Annotated in this window: 16 protein-coding genes; 4 read left to right on the forward strand and 12 right to left on the reverse strand. The window is 72.1% G+C overall.

The window, feature by feature from the left end:
• Positions 1 to 305: 305 nt before the first annotated feature.
• Positions 306 to 1,346, reverse strand: a complete 1,041-nt coding sequence (locus tag OOK38_RS08490; protein ID WP_266762139.1) for an NAD(P)-dependent alcohol dehydrogenase — start codon at positions 1,344 to 1,346, stop codon at positions 306 to 308.
• A 173-nt stretch (positions 1,347 to 1,519) separates the two neighbouring features.
• Here OOK38_RS08490 and OOK38_RS08495 point away from each other — a divergent pair, with 173 nt between their 5' ends.
• The gene (locus tag OOK38_RS08495) at positions 1,520 to 2,434 is read left to right on the forward strand and encodes a helix-turn-helix domain-containing protein (protein ID WP_266762137.1); all 915 of its coding nucleotides are present in this window, start codon (positions 1,520 to 1,522) and stop codon (positions 2,432 to 2,434) included.
• A gap of 100 nt (positions 2,435 to 2,534) precedes the next feature.
• Here the strand turns inward: OOK38_RS08495 and OOK38_RS08500 are convergent, their stop codons facing one another.
• The 5 genes from OOK38_RS08500 to OOK38_RS08520 all read right to left on the reverse strand — a co-directional run bounded on the left by OOK38_RS08500 (position 2,535) and on the right by OOK38_RS08520 (position 7,639).
• The gene (locus OOK38_RS08500; protein ID WP_266848296.1) at positions 2,535 to 3,305 is read right to left on the reverse strand and encodes a group II truncated hemoglobin; all 771 of its coding nucleotides are present in this window, start codon (positions 3,303 to 3,305) and stop codon (positions 2,535 to 2,537) included.
• Between the two features lie 111 nt (positions 3,306 to 3,416).
• A complete protein-coding gene (locus tag OOK38_RS08505; protein WP_266762133.1) occupies positions 3,417 to 4,100 on the reverse strand; it encodes an ABC transporter ATP-binding protein in 684 nt (227 codons plus the stop codon).
• 41 nt (positions 4,101 to 4,141) lie between these two features.
• Complete coding sequence (locus OOK38_RS08510) at positions 4,142 to 5,608, reverse strand: ABC transporter permease (protein ID WP_266848298.1); 1,467 nt, start codon at positions 5,606 to 5,608, stop codon at positions 4,142 to 4,144.
• Between the two features lie 208 nt (positions 5,609 to 5,816).
• Positions 5,817 to 7,085 carry an Ig-like domain-containing protein gene (locus tag OOK38_RS08515; protein ID WP_266762129.1) on the reverse strand — a complete coding sequence of 423 codons (1,269 nt, stop codon included), beginning with the start codon at positions 7,083 to 7,085 and terminating at the stop codon, positions 5,817 to 5,819.
• A 209-nt stretch (positions 7,086 to 7,294) separates the two neighbouring features.
• Complete coding sequence (locus OOK38_RS08520) at positions 7,295 to 7,639, reverse strand: hypothetical protein (protein WP_266762127.1); 345 nt, start codon at positions 7,637 to 7,639, stop codon at positions 7,295 to 7,297.
• Between the two features lie 110 nt (positions 7,640 to 7,749).
• On the opposite strand from OOK38_RS08520, the gene OOK38_RS08525 reads away from it, so the two are divergent.
• Together OOK38_RS08525 and OOK38_RS08530 are read left to right on the forward strand one after the other, a co-directional pair.
• Positions 7,750 to 8,085, forward strand: coding sequence for a hypothetical protein (locus OOK38_RS08525; RefSeq protein WP_266762125.1), 336 nt, complete (start codon positions 7,750 to 7,752; stop codon positions 8,083 to 8,085).
• Positions 8,086 to 8,132: 47 nt separating this feature from the next.
• Positions 8,133 to 8,885, forward strand: coding sequence for a DUF2625 family protein (locus tag OOK38_RS08530; RefSeq protein ID WP_266762123.1), 753 nt, complete (start codon positions 8,133 to 8,135; stop codon positions 8,883 to 8,885).
• A 273-nt stretch (positions 8,886 to 9,158) separates the two neighbouring features.
• On the opposite strand, the gene OOK38_RS08535 is transcribed toward OOK38_RS08530, so the two are convergent.
• The 5 genes from OOK38_RS08535 to OOK38_RS08555 form a co-directional block, all read right to left on the reverse strand.
• The gene (locus tag OOK38_RS08535; protein WP_266762121.1) at positions 9,159 to 10,916 is read right to left on the reverse strand and encodes a DEAD/DEAH box helicase; all 1,758 of its coding nucleotides are present in this window, start codon (positions 10,914 to 10,916) and stop codon (positions 9,159 to 9,161) included.
• A gap of 132 nt (positions 10,917 to 11,048) precedes the next feature.
• The gene (locus OOK38_RS08540) at positions 11,049 to 11,252 is read right to left on the reverse strand and encodes a cold-shock protein (protein WP_261702157.1); all 204 of its coding nucleotides are present in this window, start codon (positions 11,250 to 11,252) and stop codon (positions 11,049 to 11,051) included.
• 269 nt (positions 11,253 to 11,521) lie between these two features.
• Entirely contained in the window at positions 11,522 to 13,060 is a 1,539-nt protein-coding gene (hutH, locus tag OOK38_RS08545; protein WP_266765831.1) for a histidine ammonia-lyase, read from the reverse strand.
• Positions 13,061 to 13,214: 154 nt separating this feature from the next.
• Positions 13,215 to 14,369: a sensor domain-containing diguanylate cyclase gene (locus OOK38_RS08550; protein ID WP_266762119.1), complete on the reverse strand. Its 1,155-nt coding sequence runs from the start codon at positions 14,367 to 14,369 to the stop codon at positions 13,215 to 13,217.
• Positions 14,370 to 14,468: 99 nt separating this feature from the next.
• Entirely contained in the window at positions 14,469 to 15,296 is an 828-nt protein-coding gene (locus OOK38_RS08555) for an enoyl-CoA hydratase/isomerase family protein (protein WP_266848300.1), read from the reverse strand.
• 203 nt (positions 15,297 to 15,499) lie between these two features.
• On the opposite strand from OOK38_RS08555, the gene OOK38_RS08560 reads away from it, so the two are divergent.
• A complete protein-coding gene (locus OOK38_RS08560; protein ID WP_266848302.1) occupies positions 15,500 to 17,425 on the forward strand; it encodes a hypothetical protein in 1,926 nt (641 codons plus the stop codon).
• Positions 17,426 to 17,734: 309 nt separating this feature from the next.
• On the opposite strand, the gene OOK38_RS08565 is transcribed toward OOK38_RS08560, so the two are convergent.
• Positions 17,735 to 18,817, reverse strand: a complete 1,083-nt coding sequence (locus tag OOK38_RS08565; RefSeq protein WP_266765830.1) for an adenylate/guanylate cyclase domain-containing protein — start codon at positions 18,815 to 18,817, stop codon at positions 17,735 to 17,737.
• Between the last annotated feature and the right edge of the window lie 383 nt (positions 18,818 to 19,200).

The following is a 19,200-nucleotide window of genomic DNA, read 5'->3' on the forward strand; positions in this document are numbered from 1 at the left end:
GTAATCGGCGTCCCGCACATCCACTCTGCGAGGCCCGCCCGCGCGGGGTATCGACGCAGGTCACATGACGCGGACGGCGCGCGCCCGAGCGCGGGGGCCACCTCCGCGGACGGGCCGCCCCCGCCGCCGGGGCTCTGCGGCCGGACCCGGCAGCCGTACGAACGGCCGGCGCCGGAAGCACGAAGGCGCCGTTCCGGTCGTACGACGGGAACGGCGCCCTGAGGCCGTGCACATGGGGCCGGCCATGACTGCCTGTCCGGTCAGGACGGCGAGGTCGGCCAGGACGGCGAGGTCGGCCAGGAGCGCTAGATCGTGGCGGTGTCGATCACGAAGCGGTAGCGGACGTCGCTCGCCAGCACCCGCTCGTAGGCCTCGTTGATCTCGGAGGCGCTGATCAGCTCGATCTCGGCGCCGAAGCCGTGCTCGGCGCAGAAGTCCAGCATCTCCTGGGTCTCCTGGATACCGCCGATGCCGGAGCCCGCGAGGGTCTTGCGGCCGCCGATCACCGAGAAGAGGTTGAGGCGGACCGGCTCCTCGGGCGCGCCCACGTTCACGAAGGCGCCGTCCGTGCGCAGCAGGGCGAGGTAGGCGTCCAGGTCCAGCGGGGCGGAGACGGTGGAGAGGATCAGGTCGAACGTGCCGCGCAGTTCCTTGAAGGTCTCGGGGTCGCTGGTGGCGTAGTAGTGGTCGGCGCCCAGCTTCAGACCGTCGTCCTTCTTGCGCAGCGACTGGGAGAGGACCGTGACCTCGGCGCCGAGCGCGTGAGCGATCTTGACGCCCATGTGGCCGAGACCGCCCATGCCGAGGACGGCGACCTTCTTGCCGGGGCCCGCGTTCCAGTGCTTGAGCGGGGAGTACGTGGTGATGCCGGCGCAGAGCAGCGGCGCGGCCACGTCGAGGGAGATGCCGTCGGGGATGTGGAGGGTGTAGTTCTCGTCGACGACGATCTTCTCGGAGTAGCCGCCGTAGGTGGGCTCGCCGTCCTTGCCGACGGCGTTGTACGTGCCCACGCCGCCGCCGGTGCAGTACTGCTCCAGGCCGGCCTTGCAGTTGTCGCACTCGCGGCAGGAGTCGACCAGGCAGCCGACGCCCACACGGTCGCCGACCTTGAACTTGGTGACGCCGGAGCCGACCTCGGAGACGATGCCGGCGATCTCGTGGCCCGGCACCATCGGGAAGATGGCCTCTCCCCAGCCCTCGCGGGCCTGGTGGATGTCGGAGTGGCAGATGCCGGCGAACTTGATGTCGATCAGGACGTCGTGCTCTCGGACCTCGCGGCGCTCGATGGTGGTGCGCTCCAGCGGGGCCTTGGCGGCGGGAGCGGCGTACGCGGCGACAGTGGTCATGCCGGGGTTCTCCTCGGGAGGGGGTGGACCGTGCCCGGCTGTCTTCCGTCGGGCACGGCATCCAGCCTGCCCGATCCCTCAGGATTCACCCAGGTCACGGCTCTGCGTATGTCCGCTGGTCCTACTACTGGCGGGGTCAGGCTCGCCTGCGTACGACGGGGAATACTGGATGGATGGATGAACAGCCCTCTGCGGGGCCCGCCGGTGAGGCGGCTCACCCGCTGGACCGGCGTGCCGAGCTCAGCGAGTTCCTGCGCAGCCGCCGCGCCCGGCTGAAGCCGGAGGACGTCGGCATGCCGGACTTCGGACGGCACCGCCGGGTGCCCGGACTGCGCCGCGAGGAGCTGGCCCAGCTGGCCGGGGTGTCCGTCGCCTACTACACGCGCCTCGAGCAGGGCAACGGACGCAATGTGTCGGCGGAGGTGCTGGACGCGATCGCGCGGGCGCTGCGCCTGACGGACGCCGAGCACAACCACCTCACGCACCTCGCGAAGCCCAAGCAGCACAAGAAGAAGCAGGCGGCCCGGCCGCAGCAGGTGCGGGGCGCCCTGCGTCAGCTGCTCGACACGCTCGACGGCGTCCCGGCGTACATCACCGGGCGGCGCTCGGACGTGCTCGTCTGGAACCGGATGGCCGCGGCCGTCTTCGGGGACTGGTCGGAGCTGCCGCCGCAGGAGCGGAACTGGGCGCGGATGGTCTTCCTCAGGCCCGAGTACCGGGACCTGTTCGTGGAGTGGGAGCAGAAGGCGATCGACATCGTCTGTCTGCTGCGCATGGACGCGGGCTGCCATCCGGACGATCCGCGGCTGGCCGCGCTGGTCGGTGAGCTGTCCGTGAAGAGCGAGGACTTCCGGCGGCTGTGGGCGACGCACGACGTGAAGGAGAAGAGCCACGGGGTGAAGCTGCTGCGGCATCCTCTGGTGGGCGACCTCGCCTTGCAGTTCGAGTCGTTCCGGCTGGTCGGCGATGCCGAGCTGGCGCTCGTCACCTATCACGCGGAGCCGGGGTCGAGCTCGGCGGAGGCGCTGCGGCTGCTGGCCTCGTGGGGAACCGACGCGACCCGCGCAGGCACTTCCTCACCCCAATAGAGGTCACCCCCGGTAGGCGTCACGGCCGCTGAGCGCCCGGTGGTCGCCCCGCCGCACCGGTGGGGGCGACGGGGCAGCCCGCGGGGGGCCCGGCCGGGCATCACGGCTGGTACGGCGGTGCGGCCCCCCAGGTCCACTTCGGTACCGGCTGCTCCGCCGGCGGCTTCGCGTCCGGGCCGGAGAAGTAGACGGCCAGGCGCGTGCCCCACTCGGTGTACGCGAGGAAGGCGGAGCGGAACTCGGCGTCGGTGGGGAGTCCCGCGTCGTCGGCCGCGTCCTGGAGCAGATTGACCCAGCGGCGGCGCTGCGCCTCCGTGATGCCCTTGCCCAGGTGCTTGGCGACCATGTGGCCGTGGCCCCCCTGGGTCTCGGAGTACGCCGGCGGTCCGCCGAAGACCTCGCCGAGCCAGAGGGCGACATGAGCGGCGTGCTCGGGGGCGAGGTCCGCGAACACGGGCGCGAGGAGATCGTCCTTCAGGACCTTGTCGTAGAACGCCTCGGTGAGGCGGGTGAAGGCCTCGGCGCCGCCCGCCCAGGCGTAGAGCGTGGGCACGGAGGCGCCCTGGCCACGCACCGACGTCGGCTTGTAGTGGCGCATCTCCTCGATGTTGCCGATGAAGGGGCGGATCTCGGCGAGGAAGTCGGGGAAGAGCTCGGACTTGCGGAAGCCCTCGACGTGGTCCTCCGTCGAGGTCCAGGTGATCCTCAGGACGAAGTGCTCGAAGTCCTCCTCGCAGCGCGCGAGTTCGTAGTCGACGCACTGCGGAGCCGCGGCGAGCTGGACCGCGGCCCGGGTGTAGGCGGCGAGGAACTCCGCCGACTGGTGCTCGGAAATCCGGTAACGGATGTATTCGACTGTCGAAGCGGTCATGCCCCCACACAAACACGAACGGCCACCGGAAGCCCTCTTTCCGGTGGCCCGTTCGCTCCTGGCACATATCCCCGCCCGCGTCGCGGACGGAGGGGGGTCGGCCCGTCCCGGCTACGCTCCCGCGTTCTCCTTGACGGTGATCTTCCCCTTGCGGATGGTCGCGACGCGCGGGGCCTTCCTCGCGATCGAGGAGTCGTGCGTGACCATGATGAAGGTGAGCCCGTGCTCCTTCCACATGGCTTCGAGTACGTCCATGATCTCGTCGCGCATGGACTCGTCGAGGTTGCCGGTGGGCTCGTCGGCGAGCAGCACCTTGGGCTGCTTGACCAGGGCGCGGGCGATCGCCACACGCTGCTGCTGACCGCCCGACAGTTCGGCGGGCAGATGTCCGAGCCGCTCGGCGAGCCCCACGGACTCCAGTGCCGCGGCGGCCCGTTCACGCCGTTCCTTCGTCTTCACACCGAGCGGTACGAGCGCTGTCTCGACGTTCTCCTGGGCGGTGAGCGTGGGGATCAGGTTGAAGCTCTGGAAGACGAAGCCGATGTTCTCGCTGCGCACCCTGGTGAGTTTCGCCTCGGACAGCTTCGCCATGTCGGTGCCGTCGAGTTCGACGCTGCCCGCCGTGGGACGGTCGAGCCCGCCGAGCATCTGGAGAAGGGTGGACTTGCCGCCACCGGTGGGGCCCTGGATGACGAGCCGGTCGCCGTCGCCGATCGTCAGGTCGATTCCGGCGAGTGCGTCGATCGTTTCCTTGCCCCGCGTATAGCGCTTGGTGACGCCTCTGAGTTCGTACATGGTGCAACTCCTGGGATACGTAAGTACGTGAGGGGCGGGGCCTATTCGACGCGGCGCAGGGCGTCCGCGGGGCGCAGCCGGGAGGCCCGCCAGCCGCCGAAGGCGCCGGCGATCAGGCCGCCGGCGACGGCCAGGGCGACCGCGACGACGATGGTGTCGACGCTGACGGGTGCGGTGAGCGCGACGTCGAGGGCCTTGGACGCGGTCTGCCGCGCCGGGCCGCCGAAGCCGCCTCCGCCGGGACCGCCGCCCGGGCCGCCGCCGCCCGTGTTCCCCAGCTGTGCCTGGAGGTTGGGGCTGATCTCGGTGACGACGTAGGCGCCCGCGAGGCCGAGGGCGATACCGAGGGCGCCGCCGACCAGGCCGTTGACGATGGCCTCGCCGACCACCTGACGGGTCACCCGGCTCGACTTCCAGCCGAGCGCCTTGAGGGTGCCGAACTCGCGCACCCGGCGGGAGACGGCGGAGGAGGTGAGCAGGCCGGCGACCAGGAACGCGGCCACGAGCACCGCGATCGAGAGCCACTTGCCGACGTTCGAGGCGAGGTCGGAGGCGGTGGACAGGGAGCCGGAGACGGTGTCCGCGAGGTCGGCGGAGGTGGTGACCGTCGTGCCCGAGATGTTCTTCTGGATGGTGCTCTTGACGCTGGAGATCTGCTGCGAGTCCGACGCCTTGACGTAGATCGTGGTGACCTTGTTCTTGGAGTCGCTGAGCGTCTGCGCCTGCTTGAGCGGGATGTAGAGGTTGGCCGCCGCGTCGCCGCTGTCGGGCGTCGCGATGCCGATGATCTTGTACTTGACGCCCTTGACGGTGACGGTGCCACCGAGCTTGAGCTTCTTCTCCTTGGCGTACGACTTGTCCGCGACGACGACCTTGGCGTTCGTCTCGGAGGTCTTGAACGTACGACCGCTGGTGATCTTCGACGAAGTCAGCGGGCCCAGGGCGGGCTTGGTGACGTCGGTGCCGTAGACCGAGTAGTTGTTGACGTCGAAGTCGGCGCCGCCGCCCTTGACGGTGCCCTGCGGCGAGGGCTGAGCGCCACCGCCACCCCGACCGCCCTGCTGGTTACCGCTGTTGGGGTCCTGCTGGAACTGACCACGGGTGAACTGGCCGTTGACCCGGATGACCTGGAGGCTCAGTCCGCCGACGGCGTCCGCGACGCCGTTCTGGGAGTCGACCTTGGCGACGGTCGAGGAGGCCAGGGTCTGGAAGCCCTGGACCATGACGCGGTCGCTGCTCTGCTCCTTGTCGGAACCGCTCTCCCTCGCGTCGAAGTTGAAGCGCGGGCGGTCGCTGGAACTGGCGGCCGGCGCGGCGGCCTTGGTGACCGTCATGTCGGTCCCCAGCCCGTACAGCGACTGGAGGACCTTGCCCTGGGCCTTTTCCATGCCCGAGGACACGGAACTGACCACGATGACCAGGGCTATGCCCAGGGCGAGCCCGGAGGCGACGACGAGGGCCGCCTTTCTGCGGCGGCGCAGTTCGCGCCTCAGGTAGGTGAAGAACATGGCCGCAAGCTAGGTACGGCGTGTGATGAAGCCATAAGGCCGAAATAAGAGAACGATGAGAAGGCTGTGGCCGGGCCCAGAAACCTTTGAGAAACGCCGATGCGGCGGCGGCCCGTGGGGGCCGCCGCCGCATCGGCGTCGGGTCGTGTCTCGGTCCCGGACCGTCAGATCATGCCTCGATCCCGGACCGTCGGGTCGCGCCCAGGGATCAGACGGCCGAACCGGCCTTCCAGGCCGCCCAGTCCAGGTTCCAGCCGTTGAGGCCGTTGTCCGGGGCGATGGTCTTGTCGCCGGTGTTCTTGACGACCACGACGTCACCGAGCAGCGTGTTGTTGTAGAACCACGCGGCGGGCGTGTTCGCGTCCTTGGCGCCCTTGGTGTCGGACAGGCCGACACAGCCGTGGCTGGTGTTGACGGAGCCGAAGATGGACTTCGCGCCCCAGTAGTTGCCGTGGATGAAGGTGCCGGAGTTCGACAGCCGCATGGCGTGCGGCACGTCCTTGATGTCGTACTCGCCCTTGCCGTCGTCCTTCTTGAAGCCGACCGTCGAGCCGTCCATCCGGGTCTCCTTGAACTTCTCGGAGATGACCATCTGGCCCTGGTAGGTCTTGTTCTCGGGCGAACCGGCGGAGATCGGGATGGTCTTGATCGTCTTGCCGTCCTGCGTGACCTTCATCGTCTTGGTCTGGGCGTCGACGATGGAGACCTGGTTGCGGCCGATCTTGAACGTGACCGTCTTCTGCTGCACGCCGTAGACACCGCTCGCGCCCTCGACGCCGTCGAGGTTCAGCTTGAGGGTGACGGTGGAGCCGCCGGTCCAGTAGTTCTCGGGGCGGAAGTCCAGGCGGTTGGCGTTGAACCAGTGCCCGACGACCTCCTGGCCGCTGCTGGAGGAGACGGAGATCCCCTTCTGCACGTCGGCCTTGTTGGTGATCGCCTTGTCGAAGTTGATCGAGACCGGCATGCCGACGCCGACGGTGGAACCGTCCTCCGGCGTGAAGTTGCCGATGAAGCTGTTGGACGGGGAGACCGTCGTGAACGACGCGTTCTCGTGGGCGGTGCGGCCCTCGGAGTCGGCGGCCTCGGCGGCGATCTTGTACGTGGTGGCGCGTTCCAGCCGGTTGAGGGGCTTCCAGCTCTTCTTGTCCGCTGATATCTGACCGGCGACGGCGGTGCCGGTCGCGGTCTTCATCGTGACGGACGTGAGCGAGCCCTTGCTGACCGTGACCGCCGTGCCGTTGTTGATCGAGGCGTTGTCGGAGCCGTCCTTGGGCGTGATCTTGATCTGGGCCTCGGAGGTCTTCTTGGCCGCAGCCTCGTCGACCTTGGCGGCCGACGTGCTGTCGCCGCCGTCCGATTCGCTGGCCTTGTCGTTGCCTCCGCTGCACGCAGAGAGCACCAGCACCCCGCCGAGCAGTGCGGACGCGGTCATCAGACGCTTGCGCCGCTTACTGTTCGTCATCACACGCTTCTCCATCGTTGCCGAATCCCGAAAAGACACAAGAGCCCCGTAACAATCTCCAACGCCAAGACCGGTTCGTCCCGTTCCACTTCTCGCGGAAGTGTGGTCCACGCCACGTCCGGGTGAACGGGACGGGAGTGACGCGAGGCGGCCTGTGCGTCTCCGGAGACGAGAAAACCCCGGGCGGCGGTTGCCGACCGGGGTCACTGATTTCCCGAGCCGCGTCAGCCGCGTACGTCTTCCTCGTCGTCCTCGTCAGCATCATCCTCGTCGATGTCCCAATCCGGCGAATCGGGGTCGTAGTCGATGGGCTCGCTGCTCCAGGACGCCTGGGCGAGCTCGATCCCCGGCACCTCGCTGACCAGGTCGAACGGGTCGACGAGATAAGCGAGGGCCTCGGCCGTGTCTTCCGTCACTGCGCCCTCGGCGTGCGACCGCTCGTCGGCCGGCATGGCCGCGTCCTCGCCGATCCGGCGCAGCGCGGCCTTGGTGACGGCGTCGGAGTCGTCGATCTCCAGCACCAGTTCGACCCGAAGCCGGACAAACCGTGATGTCTCAGGGGTACTCATGAGAGGGAGCGTACGGCCCACGCGATGCGCGACTTTCCCACGACCCGCGCCTTTCATTAGCATCGCCCCACACGGCCAATTCGCCAGCGCCACAAGGGGATCGATATTTCGTGTCCGCCGCACGTCGATCGTTGCTGACCGCCACCGCAGCGGGGACCCTCCTGGGTGCCCTCTGGTTCGTCCCGTCCGCCAACGCGACCCAGGACGTACCCACACCGAGCGGGTCGGCGCCCGCGTCCGCACCGGCAGGTACTACCACCGCGACACGGATCTCCACGGAGTCGGCCACCGCGCCGGACACGGAGTCCGACGGTGATCAGACCCTGCTCGCCGACACCGGCAGCATAGATACGACGCCGTATCTCGTCGGCGGCACGCTCTCCCTCGCCCTCGGCGCCGGATTCGTGACGTACTCCGTGCGCCGTGAGCGCACGATGGCCTACTGAGCGCACCGACCGCACTCCGGACAGTCAACCCACAGCACAGGGAAGCCATGCGAGAGCTGAGCGAGCTGACCGACGTCGAGGAACCTGCCTGGCCCCTGCTGTCCAAGGCGCTCGCCACCAGCGGGGTGTCCATGGAAGTCCTTCCGGTGGACCCCGACCTGGGCGGCGCCAGCCTGCTGCAACTGCAGATCACGGCGCGGTCCTGGCTGGGCGGCATGGTGCTCAACTGCGGTGGGGTGGTGCTGGACAGCGGGTGGCTGCGGATCTACGGCAGCCCGGCCGAGGACCCGACCGCGGGCCTGCCCGGCGGTTCGACGGACCTTCCCTCGCTGGCCGAGGTCAACGAGTTCCCCGAGCGGTTCGATCCGGCCTGGCGCCCCCGGGACGGCGGGCTCGTCGTCGGCCACGACGTGCTGGGCGGGGTGTTCGTCCTCAACGGCGCCGACCCGGAGGCGGTGGGCCGCCCCGGGCATCCCGGCGAGGTCGTGTACTTCGCGCCGGACTCACTGAAGTGGGAGGCGCTCGAAGTGGGCCACGGGGCCTGGCTCCAGTGGCTCCTCGGCGAGGGCACGGACCACTTCTACGACACGCTGCGATGGCCGGGCTGGCGGGCGGAGTCCGGTGCCCTGACCGGCACGCAGGGGCTGTCCGTGGTGCCGTTCCTGTGGTCGGCGGAGGCACGGCGCGACCTCATGTCGACGAGCCGCCGAGCGGTGCCGCTGGCCGAACTCCTCGCCCTGCACCGGGACTTCGGCCTGAAACTGGACAAGGTGGACCCGGGGTTCCTCGGCGACGTCTGAGGCACCGGACGGTGACCCGGCGTCCACGCGCGGCGGCCGAGGGGTCACGTGCCGCGACCGGACCCCCGTAGCGCTCCGGCGTCTCTGCGTGACGTCTCGCCCCGGCCGGTGTCCCGGGACGCCCACGCGTCACGTTCGGCACGTCACCGACGGCACGCGACCGGGCCTCGCCCGTGCGCGTCCTGGTGAAGAAGGCCGGAGTCATGCCACATGCCGCGGCCCCGCACCCCGGAAGGGGTGCGGGGCCGCGGCACACAGCCGATCGGGTCCGTTCTAGGCGGCCCTGCGTCCGCCACCGCTCTGGCCGCCGTTCTGGGCGCCACGCTGCGGAGCGCGCCCGCGCCCGCCGGAACGGCCGGTGCCGGCGGCACCGCCTTCCGTACGACGCCCCGCGCCACCGCCGCCTTCCGTACGACGGCTCGCGCCGCCGCCTTCCGTACGACGGCCCGCGACCGCTCCGCCGGCGCCCGTGCGGCGGCCGGTGGCCGCGCCACCCGCCGTGCCGCCCGCGACCGGACGTCCTCCGCCGCGCTGCTGGCGCCCCTGGCCGTCCGACCCGCCGCCCGTGCGCGTGGCCGTACCGGCGACCGACGGCCGCCTGGCCCCGCCCCCGGTGGCACGCCGCGCCTTGGGCCGCGACTTCGGCTGCTCGGCCTGCTGCGGGACCTCGATGACGACCGGCACGCCGGAAGGCTCGCGGGCGCCGGTGAGGCGGGCGAGTTCCTCGTCACCGGACTTGACCCGGGCGGTGCGCGGCGTGATGCCGGCGTCCGCCATCAGGCGGGTCATCTCACGCTTCTGCTCGGGGAGCACCAGGGTGACGACGCTGCCCGACTCTCCGGCGCGGGCGGTACGGCCGCCGCGGTGGAGGTAGTCCTTGTGGTCGGTCGGCGGGTCGACGTTGACCACGAGGTCGAGGTCGTCGATGTGGATGCCGCGGGCCGCCACGTTGGTGGCGACGAGCGCGGTGACCTGACCGTTCTTGAACTGGTCGAGGGTGCGGTTGCGCTGCGGCTGGCTGCGCCCGCCGTGCAGGGCGGAGGCCCGGACACCGCTGGCGAGCAGCCGCTTGGTGAACCGGTCGGCGCCGCGCTTGGTGTCGACGAAGAGGATCACCCGGCCGTCACGGGCGGCGATCCGCGTGGCGACCGCCTTCTTGTCGGTCTCGTCGGCGACATGCAGCACGTGGTGCTCCATGGTCGTCACCGCGCCCGCGGACGGGTCGACGGAGTGCACCACGGGGTCGGTGAGGAACATCTTGACGAGCCGGTCGATGTTCTTGTCGAGCGTGGCGGAGAAGAGCAGCCGCTGGCCGCCCGGCTCGACCTGGTTGAGCAGCGCGACGACCTGCGGCATGAAGCCCATGTCGGCCATCTGGTCGGCCTCGTCGAGCACCGTGATCGATACCTGGCCGAGGGCGCAGTCGCCCCGCTCGATGAGGTCCTTGAGCCGCCCGGGGGTGGCCACGAGCACCTCGACGCCGCGGCGCAGGGAACCGGCCTGCCGGCCGATCGACATCCCGCCGACGGCCGTGGCGACGCGGAGGTTGACCGCGGTGGCGTACGGCGTCAGCGCGTCGTCGACCTGCTGGGCGAGTTCGCGTGTGGGGACGAGGACGAGGGCGAGCGGGTTCCTCGGCTCGGCCCGGCGACCGGCCGTGCGGGCCAGCAGGGCGAGCCCGAAGGCCAGCGTCTTGCCGGAGCCGGTGCGTCCCCGGCCGAGCACGTCGCGCCCGGCGAGGGAGTTGGGCAGGGTGGCGCCCTGGATCGGGAACGGCTCGGTGACGCCCTGGGCCGCGAGGGTCTTCGTCAGGGCGGCCGGCATGTCCAGCGCGTCGAACGACTCGACGGCGGGCAGCGCGGGTGTAATGGTCTCGGGCAGGGAGAACTCCTGCGGCGGGGCGACCTTGCGGGCGCCACCGCGGCCCGCGCCCCGGCCGGTGTTGCGGCCGGCGCTCTTCGCGGAGCCGCCGGTCTGTGCGGCGCGTGCGTTTGCCGGCCGCTTACGGACGGGACGTTCGGATCGAGTCATGCTGGATCTGGATTTCCTTCCTGGGCCCCACGGACTGCACACACAGCGCTCACCACCTGCATGAGCTGTCACAGCGCGAGCCGGGCCCGCACCCGAAGGTGCGGGACCCGGCTCTGGAAAAGCGCGCTCGAACTAGGCGGGGAGAATGTTCTCCGCCTGCAGGCCCTTCTGGCCCTGCGTGACCTCGAAGGAGACCTTCTGGCCCTCGACGAGCTCACGGAAGCCGGAGCTGGCGATGTTCGAGTAGTGGGCGAAGACGTCGGGGCCGCCGCCGTCCTGCTCGATGAAGCCGAAGCCCTTTTCCGAGTTGAACCACTTCACGGTGCCAGTAGCCATGTTGTTCTCCTGAACAGGTAGTGGGCCCCCATCCGGAGATGCACCGGGTAATGCCGGAGATGCCGGTAAAACAAAACGCGCCTGCGGAGGATTCCGATCAGGCGCACAAAGTAAATGGGTACCAAAAACGTATCAATGAGACAGTAGCACACCCTGGGACGGGGGTGCGAGGCGGGGTATGTGGGCCGGGGACGTGCCCGGCCCACGTACGACAAGCCGTCGCATCCCGTCCGGACGCGGGTTCTGGACGGGATGCGGCAGAGCGCGCTCTAGGCGAGCGGACCGGTCACCGGCTCGACCGTGGCCACCACACGGCCGGCGCGCACGAACGCGTCCGCCGCCTCCAGGTCGGGGGCGAGGAAGCGGTCCGGGCCGGGGCCCTGGACGCCGGCGGCGCGCACGGCGTCGATGACCGCCCGCGACGCCGGGGCGGGGGTCAGGCCCTCGCGCAGTTCGATCGCGCGCGTGGCGGCGTACAGCTCGATCGCCACGATGCGGGTCAGGTTGTCCACGGCGGTACGCAGCTTGCGCGCGGCCGACCAGCCCATGGAGACGTGGTCCTCCTGCATGGCGGAGGAGGGGATGGAGTCGGCGGACGCCGGTACGGCGAGCCGCTTCATCTCGCTGACCAGCGCGGCCTGCGTGTACTGGGCGATCATCAGGCCCGAGTCGACGCCGGCGTCGTCCGCGAGGAACGGCGGGAGGCCGTGCGAGCGGTTCTTGTCGAGCAGCCGGTCGGTGCGGCGCTCGGCGATGGAGCCGAGGTCGGCGGCGGCGATGGCGAGGAAGTCGAGGACGTAGGCGACCGGGGCGCCGTGGAAGTTGCCGTTCGACTCGACGCGGCCGTCGGGCAGCACGACCGGGTTGTCGACGGCGGAGGCCAGCTCGCGCTCGGCGACCGTGCGGGCGTGCGCGAGGGTGTCCCGGCCGGCGCCCGCGACCTGCGGGGCACAGCGCACCGAGTAGGCGTCCTGGACGCGCGGGGCGTCGTCCTGGTGGTGACCTGTGAGCTCCGAACCCTTCAGCACGGCCAGCATGTTGGCGGCACTGGCACCCTGGCCCGGGTGCGGGCGGATGGCGTGCAGCTCGGGGGCGAGGACCTTGTCCGTGCCGAGCAGCGCCTCGAGGGAGAGCGCGGCGGTGACATCGGCCGACTTGTAGAGCGTCTCCAGATCGGCGAGGGCCATGACCAGCATGCCGAGCATGCCGTCGGTGCCGTTGAGGAGGGCGAGGCCCTCCTTCTCGCGCAGCTCGACGGGGGTGATCCCGGCCTCGGCGAGCAGCTCGCCCGCGGGCCGCACGACACCGTCGGGACCCTCGGCGTCCCCCTCGCCCATCAGGGTCAGGGCGCAGTGGGAAAGGGGCGCCAGGTCACCGGAGCAGCCGAGCGAGCCGTACTCGTGGACGACCGGGGTGATGCCGGCGTTCAGGATGTCCGCCATGGTCTGCGCGACCTCGGGCCGCACACCGGTGTGGCCGGAGCAGACGGTCTTGAGCCGCAGGAACATCAGCGCGCGGACGACCTCGCGCTCCACCCGCGGGCCCATGCCGGCGGCGTGCGAGCGGACGATGTTGCGCTGCAGCTGGGCGCGCAGCTCCGGGCTGATGTGCCGGCTCGCGAGGGCGCCGAAGCCGGTGGAGACGCCGTAGACGGGCTCCGGCTTCGCGGCCAGCGCTTCCACGATCTCGCGGGCCGCGGCGAGGGCCGCCACCGCCTGGTCGGAGAGCTCGATCCGGGCGCCGTCGCGCGCCACGGCGAGAACGTCGGACGCGGTCACTCCGGACGTCCCCACCACCACAGTGTGCATATCCATATTCAGGAGCGTACGCAGTGAATTCGATGATGTCACTAGTGGGTGGCCGGTTGACCCCTTACCTCGGCGTACGTCACAGCGGACGCCAGGGGCCGCCTGACGGACAGGGCCGCCGGGCCGCCTCACGGGCCGGGCCGCCCGCGTCGCCTCACGGGCCGGGCTGCCCGTGCCGTCCCCGGAACCTCCGGCGTTCGCCCGCCGTGGGAGACGGCGCGTCCGCGAGACGTACGACGGGATCGTCGGGGCCCTCGCGCCCGGCGACCACGGGTTTCGCCGCACGGACGGCCTTCGCCCGGTACTGGGCCGCGTCCGCCAGCCGGAACAGCCGGCGCGCCGACCGCACGGGGCCGATCGGGTCCTCGGTCGAGGCGACCCCGCACGCCACACCTTCCCCCAGCTCCAACTCGGCCGCCCGGCGGCAGAGTTCGTCCGCGATACGGACCACCTCGTCGGCCGGCGGGCCCACCGCCACCAGACAGAACTCGTCGCCGCCCAGCCGCGCGGCGAGGGTGCCGGGGAGCATGGCCCCGCACAGCGAGAGCACCGACCCGAACCGTTCAAGGAGCCGGTCGCCGACGGCGTGCCCCCGGGTGTCGTTGACCCGCTTGAGCCCGTTGAGGTCGCAGACGACGAGGCTGACCACGGAACCGTCGCTCTTGTGCCGCTCGACGGCCTCGTCGAGACGTACGTCCACGGCCCGGCGGTTGGCGAGTCCGGTCAGGGCGTCGGTGTAGGCGAGGCGCCGGGCCTCCTCCAGGCGCTCGGTCTGGGCGATCCCGGCGGCGACGACGGAGGCGAGGACGGTCGCGAAGTCGGCGTCGGCCGGACCGAAGACGGGGGCGCCGGCCGAACGGGCCACGTAGAGCTCGCCCCACGCCCGCCCGTGCAGCACGATCGGCGCGACGACGCAGCAGCCGCGCCCGCGCCTGCGCAGGGCGGCCACGCGCTGGTGGCAGTACCCGGCGAGACCGGCCGCCGGGCCGTCGGCGGTCTCGACCCAGGCGTTGGGCTCGCCGCCGCCCGCCCACCGCTCGTGCAGGAACTCGGTGATCTCCGGGAACTGGTGCACCGGATAGGCCTCCCCGTCGGGGAACTCGTCCTCGTCCGGGGCGCGGTCGCCCACGTTGGCGAGCACCCGCAGCCGGCCGAGTTCACGCTCCCATACCGAGAGCGCGGCGAAGCTCCCGGTCAGCGCGTGGCACGCGCCGAGCGCCGCGGCCCGCCACGACTCCCGCGGAGTGTGCGCCGCCGCCATCCCCTGAGCCAGCGCCACCACGGCCCTCAGCCGACTGTCCTCACCCATCACCCCAGGCTAGGGATATTTGCCCACATTTGGGACATTGGTATGGCGAACAGGGGTCCGGGCCGGGAGGGCCGGGCCGGGGGCGGCACGCCGCCAGGGCTACTCCCCCGGCCACTCCGGCTTGCGCTTCTCGTTGAAGGCGGCCACGCCCTCGGCCCGGTCCCCGGAGAAGGCGACGGACCGCCAGGCCGCGTCCTCGACCTCCAGGCCGGCCCGCAGGTCGAGTCCATGACCGAGACGCAGGGCGCGCTTGGCCGCGCGCAGCCCCACCGGGGAGTTCGCGGCGATCCGCGCGGCCAGGGCGAGGGCCTCGGCCCGGTCCTGCCCCGCCTCCACCAGCTCGTCGAGCAGCCCCAACTCCCGCGCCTCGGCCGCCTCCAGACGCCGCGCCGAGAAGATCAGCTCGGCCGCGCGCGCGGCACCGACCCGGCGCGGCAGCAGCTGCGTACCGCCGCCGCCGGGGATCACGCCGACGGACACCTCGGGCAGCCCGACGACCGCCGTGCGGTCGGCCACGATCAGGTCGCAGGACAGCGCCAGCTCGAACCCGCCGCCCAGCGCGAAGCCGTGGACAGCGGCGACGGTCGGCATCGGCAGCTCCAGGACGCCGGTGTACGCGGCTCGCGCGACCGGCCGCTGCCGCACCAGCTCGGCGTCCGTGAAGGAGTTCCGCTCCTTCAGGTCGGCGCCGACACAGAAGGCGCGCTCGTGGGTGGACGTCAGCACGACCACCCGTACGTCCCGGTCGGCGGCGAGGGCGTCGCAGGCACCGGCGATGGAACGTGCCATGTCCGTGGACACGGCGTTCATCGCCTTGGGCCGGTCGAGGACGAGCTCGGCGACGTGCGCGTGCCGCCGTACGGCGACGAACTCCCCGAACCTCCGCTCGCCCGGCTCCGTCCCCTGCTCCGCCCCTTGCTGCGCCATGACACCCTCCCGGTTAACGCGGGTTAACAATCGACGCCCCGATCATCGCAGCCGAGGCCGTTCGACGAAACCCGCCCCCTCGCCCCGTACCTCCTCGTTCGAGTGACATCCCGCCCAACTCCGGTTCGCGGCCCTCAAACCGCGCATAACCTGCGCACCGCCACAGCGCATTCGGGACGCCGGCACACCGGGGAGGGACGACCATGACGAACCGCGAGACACCGCAGGCCGGCAGCACCCGGCCGGACCCACGATCCACCGCCACCGCCACGCGGCCGATGGCCCCGAGGCAGACCGGGGCGACTCCGCCCGACACCTCGCCCGGCTGCCCGCCACCGGCCGGCCCGGCGGGCTCGGCGCCGTCCCTCGCCACGAAGGTGGGCCCCCCGCGGTCCGGCTCCAGGACGACCGGGGCCACGGCGACCGGGGTCACCGCCTCGGCCGCCGCACCGGTCGGTTCCCGGTGGGTCCGCGTCAAGCCGCTCAGCAAGGCGATGCCCGCCCCCACGCCGTTCAGCGCCACCTCGTACGGCGCGCTGAACGCGGGCTCCGTGCGGACCGCCACCGTGCGGACCTCCACCGTGGGGACGGGAACCGCCGAGGCAGCCGCCCCGAAGGACGGCGTGACGCCGACGGGATCCACCGCGACGGCCGCCTCCACGAAGGCGAGCGGCGTCGGCGCCGGGGCCACGACGGCCGCACCCGCCGGGACCGGGCAGGTGAACCCCGGAGCCGAGGCGACAGGGCCCACCCCGCCGACGGCCACGACGACCGCGCCCACGTCGACCCGGCCGACCCCGGCCGCCGACGCTGCCCCGGCCACGCCCGCGACCGCCGGCCCCGCGAAACACGGGGGCGTGAACGCGGAGGCCGGACCGACGGCCGTCGGCGCCACGAGGTCGGGTGACCTGGACACTGGGGCCACGAGGACCCTGCCGAGGCCGACTACCGGTACCGGGAAGGCGAGGCCCACGGCCGCCGGCCCCGCTGAGGCGGGCGAGCTCGGGGCCAGGGCCACGGGGACCCTGCCCACAGCGACCACCGGGGCCGGGAAGGCCGGTCCCACGGCCGTCGGCGCCACGAGGTCGGGTGACCTGGACACTGGGGCCACGAGGACCCTGCCGAGGCCGACCGCCGGTACCGGGAAGGCGAGGCCCACGGCCGCCGGCGCCGCTGAGGCGGGCGAGCTCGGGGCCAGGGCCACGGGGACCCTGCCCACAGCGACCACCGGGGCCGGGAAGGCCGAAGCCGGGGGTGTGCCGGACCCGGCCGCGAACGCCGGGGCCGGGGCGGACCGGGCCGCGAAGATCTGGGGGACCGCATCCGGGGTGGTGACGCCCGAGGACACCGCGGGCACCCGGACGCGGGGGACCGGGGCCGTGGCAGGCGCCCGGACGCGCGGGGCGAAGGCTCCGGCGGGCGCCCAGGCGCCGGGGAGCGGGAGGAATCCCGCCGCTCAGGCGCGAGGGATCGTTCCGGCGCCGCGGTCGGCCGGCGTCCACGGGCCCGCGGACGTATCCGGCGACAACGACCCCGCTCCCGTCCGGCTCCGTACCGTCCGGGGGCGGCACCGCCGGCCCCGGCCGCGACGCGTGCTCTTCGCCGTCGGGGGATTCGCCCTCGCGGCGGGCGTGCTGAGCTTCGCCCGGATGACACCGGAGTCGATGACCGGGGGCGGCGGAACCCCGGAGACGGAGCCGGCCGCGACGGCGACGGACACGGACACGGCGGGCGACGCCGTCACCACCGTCGAGGCCGTGCCCCCGTCCGCGCACCCCGGGACCGCCGCGGGGAACGCCACGGGGAGCGCCGTGATGGGCGGGGAGAGCCTGGCACCCACCCCGGGGGTGAGCGTGAACCCGACGTCGTTCCCGACGGCCCCCGCCGTGATCCCGGCGGCCCGCGGCCACGCCCCCGTCACCACCGCACCGGACAGCACCGGCATCCCCACGGCCCCCATCACGACTCCGCCGCCACCGGCGCCGACGTCCGTCCCCACCACCGCGGCCCCGCGGCACACCCCGTCCCCGACGCCCCCCGCACCGGCGCCGGCGCATCAGCCGCCGAACGTGTGCGTCCCGATCGTCGGCATCTGCGTGAACGGGCTGCTGTCACCCGGCCGCCAGTGACGCCCCGGGCAGGGCGGCACCGGGCGGGCGCGCGCCCGCCGCGTGCGCACCGGTCGACTCGACCGGCCTCGCGTCGGCAGGTCGGGGACCGTGCTAGGGCCTGTCCGGCGGATCAAGTCGGAGGAAGCCTGCGGCGCCTGATCAGCACACGTGAGCGGGGCCTGGTGCGTCCAACTGCAAGGCGGAGGAGGGCGTCGATGCGGAGCATCGGCAACCGACGACAACGCCGCTGGGGGTCCCCCCTGCTCGAAGAGCTTGGGGGAGGGCGTGCCACACCCCACGTCTCCGGCATGATCCGCCGGACAGGCCCTAGGTCTGGCTGTCCCGGCGGGCCAGCAGCCACGGTTCGATGACGCCGAGTCCGCGGACGGGCCGCTGCCACATCGGCTGGAGCGCGAAGCGGTACGAGGGGGGCTCCTCGCCCTCCTTCTCCGCGGTGGCCGCGGCCTCGGCGGCCTCGGCCTCGGAGGCGGGAGCGTCGCCGGTGCGGGTCAGCTCCTCCGCGAAGGCGCCGTCGACGAGGACGGCGTCGCGTGGAGCTATCGACGTGAGACGGCTCGCCAGATTCACGGTCGTACCGAACACGTCGCCCATGCGTGTGGTCACCGTGCCGAAGGCGATGCCGACGCGCAGCTCCGGCATCGTCTCGTCGTTCGCCATCGTCTCGATGAGCCGCAGCGCGATCTCGGCGGCGACACCGGCGTCGTCCGCGGAGTAGAGCACTTCGTCGCCCAGGGTCTTGATGAGCCGGCCCCCGTGGGCAGCCACCAGGTCCGCCGCCGTGGTCTCGAAGGCCTCGACGAGCTCGCCGAGCTCCTCCTCCTCCATGCGGCGCGTCAGCCGGGTGAAGCCGACCAGGTCCGCGAAGCCGACGGCGAGGCGGCGGTCGACCATCTCCTCGTCGTCCGCCGCCTGCACGACCCGGCCGGTGGCGGCGGCGAGCTGGCGGCGCCAGACGTAGACGAGGAACTCCTCCAGCTCGGGCAGGAGCAGTTCGATCAGGGGGTACGTGACCTCGGTGCGCGTCATCCCCGGTTCGGGGGGCTCGGTCAGACCCTCCAGGAAGGAATCGATCTGCCATTCGGCCAGACGGGCGGTGGTCTGCCCGGTGGACCGGGCGACCTGGACGGCCATGGCCTCGCTCAGCAGGCCCGCCTCGACGAGACCGGCAAGCCGGCGCAGCGCGAGCACGTCCGCCTCGGTCAGCGCCTTGGCCTGGCCGATGTCGGCGAAACCCATCGCCCGCCAGAAGCGGGAGGCCAGCTCCATGGAGACGCCCGCGCTGCGGGCCGCCTGGAACGGGGTGTAGCGGCGCTCGGCGCCGAGGATGAGCCCCTCCAGACGCAGCGCCAGCGGGTCCTCCCCGGAGTCCGGCTCGGCCTGCGAGTCCACCCGGCCGTTCGCCTCGTGCCGTGCGTCGTGCCGGACGTCCGGCCGTGCGTCGGCCCGGTCGTCGGGCCGTGCGTCGGTCCGGTCGTCCCTGCGGATGTCGCTCCCCACGTCGGAATGGTCGTCCCTGCGGCTGCCGGTTCCCGCGTCCGAGCGGTCTTCCGGGCGGTGGTCCTGGCTGCCCTCCGGGCCGGTGCCGGACCCGGTGCCGGGACGGTCGTCCTGCCGGGTGTCGCCGTCCGCGGCGGCCCGTGCGGGTGTCGCGTCCGTGACCGGCCCGGCGGTACGGCCCGGCTCGCCGCCGGGGGCGGGATGGGCACCCGTGCCGGAGCCGGTGTCGTCGACGGTCACGCCTGCTGCCCTTCCGATCTGCCGTGGTCAGGTAT

Origin of the sequence: Streptomyces sp. NBC_00568 (assembly GCF_026341855.1) — a bacterium.
In the GTDB taxonomy this organism is placed as follows: domain Bacteria; phylum Actinomycetota; class Actinomycetes; order Streptomycetales; family Streptomycetaceae; genus Streptomyces.

Coding starts and splice junctions, on each gene's coding strand:
- OOK38_RS08490 (WP_266762139.1), bottom strand. CDS start 1,346: ATGACCACTGTCGCCGCGTACGCCGCTCCCGCCGCCAAGGCCCCGCTG.
- OOK38_RS08495 (WP_266762137.1), top strand. CDS start 1,520: ATGGATGAACAGCCCTCTGCGGGGCCCGCCGGTGAGGCGGCTCACCCG.
- OOK38_RS08500 (WP_266848296.1), bottom strand. CDS start 3,305: ATGACCGCTTCGACAGTCGAATACATCCGTTACCGGATTTCCGAGCAC.
- OOK38_RS08505 (WP_266762133.1), bottom strand. CDS start 4,100: ATGTACGAACTCAGAGGCGTCACCAAGCGCTATACGCGGGGCAAGGAA.
- OOK38_RS08510 (WP_266848298.1), bottom strand. CDS start 5,608: ATGTTCTTCACCTACCTGAGGCGCGAACTGCGCCGCCGCAGAAAGGCG.
- OOK38_RS08515 (WP_266762129.1), bottom strand. CDS start 7,085: ATGGAGAAGCGTGTGATGACGAACAGTAAGCGGCGCAAGCGTCTGATG.
- OOK38_RS08520 (WP_266762127.1), bottom strand. CDS start 7,639: ATGAGTACCCCTGAGACATCACGGTTTGTCCGGCTTCGGGTCGAACTG.
- OOK38_RS08530 (WP_266762123.1), top strand. CDS start 8,133: ATGCGAGAGCTGAGCGAGCTGACCGACGTCGAGGAACCTGCCTGGCCC.
- OOK38_RS08535 (WP_266762121.1), bottom strand. CDS start 10,916: ATGACTCGATCCGAACGTCCCGTCCGTAAGCGGCCGGCAAACGCACGC.
- OOK38_RS08540 (WP_261702157.1), bottom strand. CDS start 11,252: ATGGCTACTGGCACCGTGAAGTGGTTCAACTCGGAAAAGGGCTTCGGC.
- hutH (WP_266765831.1), bottom strand. CDS start 13,060: ATGCACACTGTGGTGGTGGGGACGTCCGGAGTGACCGCGTCCGACGTT.
- OOK38_RS08550 (WP_266762119.1), bottom strand. CDS start 14,369: ATGGGTGAGGACAGTCGGCTGAGGGCCGTGGTGGCGCTGGCTCAGGGG.
- OOK38_RS08555 (WP_266848300.1), bottom strand. CDS start 15,296: ATGGCGCAGCAAGGGGCGGAGCAGGGGACGGAGCCGGGCGAGCGGAGG.
- OOK38_RS08560 (WP_266848302.1), top strand. CDS start 15,500: ATGACGAACCGCGAGACACCGCAGGCCGGCAGCACCCGGCCGGACCCA.